At 45.7% G+C, this 5,104-nt stretch carries 2 protein-coding genes and 2 pseudogenes; 1 reads left to right on the top strand and 3 read right to left on the bottom strand.

Annotation, left to right across the window (positions count from 1 at the left end):
- Positions 1-225: 225 nt before the first annotated feature.
- Positions 226-1,304: pseudogene (locus ACOJS8_RS18515) on the bottom strand (IS3 family transposase).
- 219 nt (positions 1,305-1,523) lie between these two features.
- Entirely contained in the window at positions 1,524-2,468 is a 945-nt protein-coding gene (locus tag ACOJS8_RS18510; protein WP_420150032.1) for a hypothetical protein, read from the bottom strand.
- 804 nt (positions 2,469-3,272) lie between these two features.
- On the opposite strand from ACOJS8_RS18510, the gene ACOJS8_RS18505 reads away from it, so the two are divergent.
- Positions 3,273-4,712 (top strand): alpha/beta fold hydrolase, encoded by a 1,440-nt coding sequence (locus ACOJS8_RS18505; protein ID WP_420150031.1) that lies wholly within the window; start codon positions 3,273-3,275, stop codon positions 4,710-4,712.
- 92 nt (positions 4,713-4,804) lie between these two features.
- Here ACOJS8_RS18505 and ACOJS8_RS18500 read toward each other — a convergent pair.
- Positions 4,805-5,104, bottom strand: a pseudogene (locus ACOJS8_RS18500) (recombinase family protein); the annotation flags it as partial.

Here is a 5,104-nt window from a genome sequence, read left to right as displayed (position 1 = left end):
GATAAGTGCTCCTTTCCCTACACATTTGGAATCTTGCCTTTTATCGCCGAGGATGCTGACTTCGTCTCTTTATCAGAGAGCTTTGAAGAGTGCTTACACAAGATGAAGGAAGACCAGATCTATACCAATTAGTCGATTATTCCAATAATAGGCGAAAGGGCATGTCAGTAGAATACAAATTACCTTGTCCTATTCCCTAATAAGTGATCAGTTTTTGGATAGAGCCTATCCCGCTTGTTTAAAGTCAATTGGTGTCATAAAACCAAGCGCCTGGTGAGGCCGTTCTGTGTTATAAACCTTCAACCAATTTTCAACTACCTGCCGTACCTGAGCTAAATTACGAAACAGATACGCATTTAAGACTTCCCGGCGAAAACTCCCGTTAAACCGCTCAATAAAAGCATTCTGAGTGGGCTTACCTGGCTGAATCCAATGTAAACGGATCTCTTTCGCTTCGCACCACTCCGTCAGGGCAGTACTGATAAATTCTGGACCATTATCACAACGCAGACAGTCTGGTTTCCCGTAGCTTTCAAGCAATTGCTCAAGAAAACGAATAACCCGTTTAGCGGGCAACGAATAATCTACCTCTACGCCTAATGCCTCTCGATTATAATCATCCAAGACATTGAGTGTCCGAAATCTACGCCCATCTCGCAAAGCGTCAGATATGAAATCCAGGGACCATACCTGGTTAAAAGTCGTTGCTTTTGGTAAAGGCTTACACACGTGATCTGGCAAGCGCCTTCGTCTGCGTTTGGGCAAGTTTAACCCTAACTGGCGATAAACGCGGCAAAGTCGTTTATGGTTGTAAGGATGACCTTACCGACGCAAGCGATGACGAATCTTCCAGAATCCCCACCCTGGATGACGACGAGCAATACTTTGAACGGCCTGTTCAACTTCGGTATCCGACTGGCGCTTGGATTGATACGTAAGCATTCTGCGACTTAATCCGGCTAGCCGGCAAGCGCGCTGCTGACTATAGGCTTTGGCTTTAACAATCCACTGGGCCAACTGACGACGCTGAGCAGGCCCTACCGCTTTTTTTTAAGGGCTTCTTTTACTACTTCATGGTCCAGGCTCAGTTCAGCATACATTTTCTTCAGCCGTCGGTTCTCATCTTCGAGATCTTTCAACCGTTTCAATTCGGAAGCTTCCATGCCGCCGTACTTCTGTCTCCAATTGTAGAAAGTCGCTTCGCTGATGCCATGCTCACGAGCGATTCATACGACGGTCTGGCCACTTTGCTGTTGTTTAAGGATAGCCACGATTTGGGCTTCACTGAATCGGTTTGCTCTCATTTTTCTTCCCTTTTATGAAAAGTTACTGGGAAGACTCTATTTTTCAACCGATCACTTTTGGGGGAAGCTTACACTAAAAGAATAAGTAATTCGAAGCTACAGATTAGAAAACATTCAACTGGCAGGCAAAGTTGTGACCCACACATCGCTGGTACTCAATAGCTAATTGAGGGGTTGGCATTAGATTTCTGAATGGAATAGGGCCAATCGCTAAATTTATTAATACGATTCGTACTCAAAAGTAAGCTTCTCTGCAACTCCACTCGACACAACTATTGTCCGAGAGGTGGGTAGATTGGCTGGGTTATAGGTATACTGATAAGTGGTTACAGAAGGCGCGTTAGTTGACTCAGAGCTTAACGCATTATTTCGACTTAAAGTCAGCCAACTGTCCAGCCCCCCATAATAGTAGGGAGCACTAAAATTGCCATTTCTTATATTTATAATATACCCTCTGGGTGCAGGGATAAAATATAGACCATAAAATGGGTTTAACTTATCATCATAAGTTAAGGTAATATCTGAATCTACTGTTGCTATTGAACTGCCTAGATCATTATTAATACCCTGGAAATGATAACTTGTCAGATTATCTCCAGTAAAACTGATAGTGCTTAATACCTTGTCTGCTCGCAAAACGACACCTGAACTGTTGACAAACGGGCTTAAAATCTTCTGATAGCTTTGTAACTTATTAGCGCTATTGAATTGAGGAGTTGCGGTAAATATCAAAATGGGTGTACCCGGCGAGTCGGTGTCATTATAGTACTCTATGGTGGCGACTTGCCCGTTTTCTCTATAGCTAATTCGATGATATTCGGTAGTTCCTGTAAAAAACAAAGGCCGCTTTATCTGGTGCTGGTGCAAGATTAAACGATTCTGACTATCATATTGATAGTCACTCCGTTCAACAGGGCCTTTACTGCTGTCAACTACTTGATACGCAAGAATGGTTGAGAGTCGGCCCCGTGAATCATACTGGAACAAACTAACTTTATCTGGATTGTAGAGTATTCCTGAGACATCTGTTATTGTTTTGATCCTAAGCCGGGCATCAGCTAAACCCGGTATGACCGCCGGTATACGATGATCTGAACAAGCCCATAAGGTCATAGCCGCCACCACCCAAATCGAGTATCTAATACTAACTTTAATGCTGCTCATGGCTGGTATTGATTTAGGTTCTGAAACGCCTAGGGGAATTGATCATTAAGGGATCATAAATTCTTAATGGCTCAGTAAACGTAATGCAGTTTTATATATTATTGGTGTAAGTGTCCCCAAATTGAGAGGAATAGTCCCAGATCTGTAAGAGAAAACGTACACATCAACTAGGCCAGTGCTTATTATTTATTCATCTGCTCCGGGTCAATTACAACTAAAAACTGTGGTTTCGTATGTCAATAGTTAATTGGAACAACAGGTAAGTGTTGACTAGTGATACTCCTTTTGTCCCTGTTCATACCCTGATTCTGACGGTTAATACCAGTTCAGTTGTGTGCAGGCCGGGTTAGCGCCCATCTTTGCATCAACATTCACACACAACAAAGATGATGAACACTAAATTTATGCACATCAACCGCCCGGCTCGGCCCCGTATTATTGAAGTCGGTGGCCCTTTAGTGGGCTATCGTGGTCGGACCATCTATCGGATGCGGGCTCGTTAATTGAGTTCTTCCCGAAGCGGTAAGCTCCCCTAAGTGGGAGCTTTTTTTATGCGTAAAGGAGCGTATTTTGAGATACACAATTTAGGGGATGCACCAGACAAGTATCTCCTGAAGAAATAAAAATCAGAAATCACTGTAACCTTGGGCACAAGGCAGAGTTCCCTCCCAAACTCTGATCAATATGCCTTTTTGTCAAATCACAATCACACGGCTGAGTCGTTGGATAGGACGCTTTAACGTCAGTAAACAGGATACCCGAACGTTCGGATCAGCTAGAATTAATCACCATTGGCAACTACGATTGTCTATAAAAATAGGGATTCTTCTTGTAGGCTGTTCACTACGTGGGTTTACGGCCTTTTCTCAGACCTATACGCCAACTATCGAATGGACCAAGCCCGTGCCGGCTGATGCTCGTCTGATCGTTAAGGCGGGCTATTTGGTGGTTCCCCAGAACCGACAAAAGGTAACGGGCAGAAAGGTAAAGTTGCCCTTTTATTTCATCCGCAGGCCTGATCAGCACCCCACCAAAAACATTAGCCTGTATATGGTCGGTGGCCCGGGCTATAGCACCACGGCGGGTATTGACAGCATTGGCTATGAGTTCGGTTATCTCAAATTTGGAGGCACCATTATGTTTGGACAGCGAGGAACCAAAACTGCGCTGCCTTGCCTTGACTGTAGCGAAGTGGATGAAGCCATCCGACAAAGTTTACGCAACGGGCAAAGCCGCGATGCGCTGGTGCTGGCCGCCGTAAACCAATGTAGGGATAGACTGATTGCGTCCAATATCGATTTGTCGGCTTACACGACCCTAGAGAGCGCCGAAGATATCAACGACCTTCGCTTGGCTTTAAAAATCGACTCCCTGAACCTGATCGGACTCTCCTACAGTGGTGGCTTGATGTTGACCGTTGCCCGTATGCATCCCGAAGCGGTTAAGACGCTCATTCTGCGCTCGCCCCTGCCGGGTTTTGTCAACTACGACGAACATGCCCTGATCAACTTTAATGAGGCTCTGGAACAGGTATTTGAACGGGTTCGGCTCGATTCAGTCAACCAAGACTACCGGGATCTGAAAAGGAGCTTTCAAACCTATTTTGCGGGTATTACTACCAAACGCTTTTCTCTGAAGTATCTGGAAAAAGGAACAACCGACAGCCTCACTATTGCCTACTCGAAAAGTGATTTGCTGGAGGTAATCAACGACCGGCTGAGCAACGGTGAACTGGCAGGCACTCCACAAGTCATGCTTGACCTAATTCATGGAAGGCATGCACCCTATATACGCGGGCTACTGGATGGCTATTTTGCCGGCAATACGTCTCGGGCGTTGGGCATGCGTTATTCTGTTTTCTGTTCGGAGCAGGTTGCGCTGAGTGATAGCAACCTTGCCCAGAAACAGGATGCACTACTCCCCTGGTTGAGTGGCTATCGCTACAATAATGTCAATCGGGCCATTTGTGCTTGCTGGAGAGTAAAGCCCGAACCCGCATCAGTAAAAATCCCCGTTTATTCATCAGTTCCAACCCTAATTGTTGGTGGCGATTTAGATCCAGGTTGTAGTCTTTTTTACAATCGGTTGCTGAAGCGAAGCTTGCCCAATGCGCAGTTGCTCATCCGACACAATGAAGGGCATGGTAGTGGTTTCAAAACAGGCGGAGTGGATTATTTGGAGTTGTTTCTGGCCAACCCCTACCAAAAACTGGTTTCTCGTTCTGAAGCTGTATTGATCGAATGATCAAATTAATTGCTGTCGGTAGCTGGGATAAGTGGCGATGTATTGTTAGTTTTAGCGCCTCCCAAAACGCCCGATTTATGAAGCAACGGTTATTTTACTTCTTGCCAAGCTAAGTAGCGGTAAACCGTTGCACGGCTGAGGTGGACTAACTGACCAATCTCTAAAATCGTATGAGTTTTAAGAGCATAAATCGACTTCACAGCCCGTGCTTTCGCTTGGGCTTCGGCCGAGAGTCCTTTTGGTCGTCCGCCGATGCGTCCCCGGGCTCGAGCCGCAGCTAAACCAGCTTTGGTTCGCTCCCGATTCAGATCTCGCTCGAACTCGGCTAGTGAGGCAAATAGGTTAAACCCTAAGCGACCCTGCGCTGTAGTGGTGTCGATGCTATCATTTAG

The sequence above is a fragment of the Spirosoma sp. genome, from assembly GCF_048594605.1.
Classification (GTDB): domain Bacteria; phylum Bacteroidota; class Bacteroidia; order Cytophagales; family Spirosomataceae; genus Spirosoma.
This window is presented reverse-complemented; position numbering and strand designations above follow the sequence as displayed.

What these genes read in the sequence shown, in the direction of transcription:
- ACOJS8_RS18510 (WP_420150032.1), bottom strand. Translation starts at nt 2,468, where the DNA reads ATGAGCAGCATTAAAGTTAGTATTAGATACTCGATTTGGGTGGTGGCG.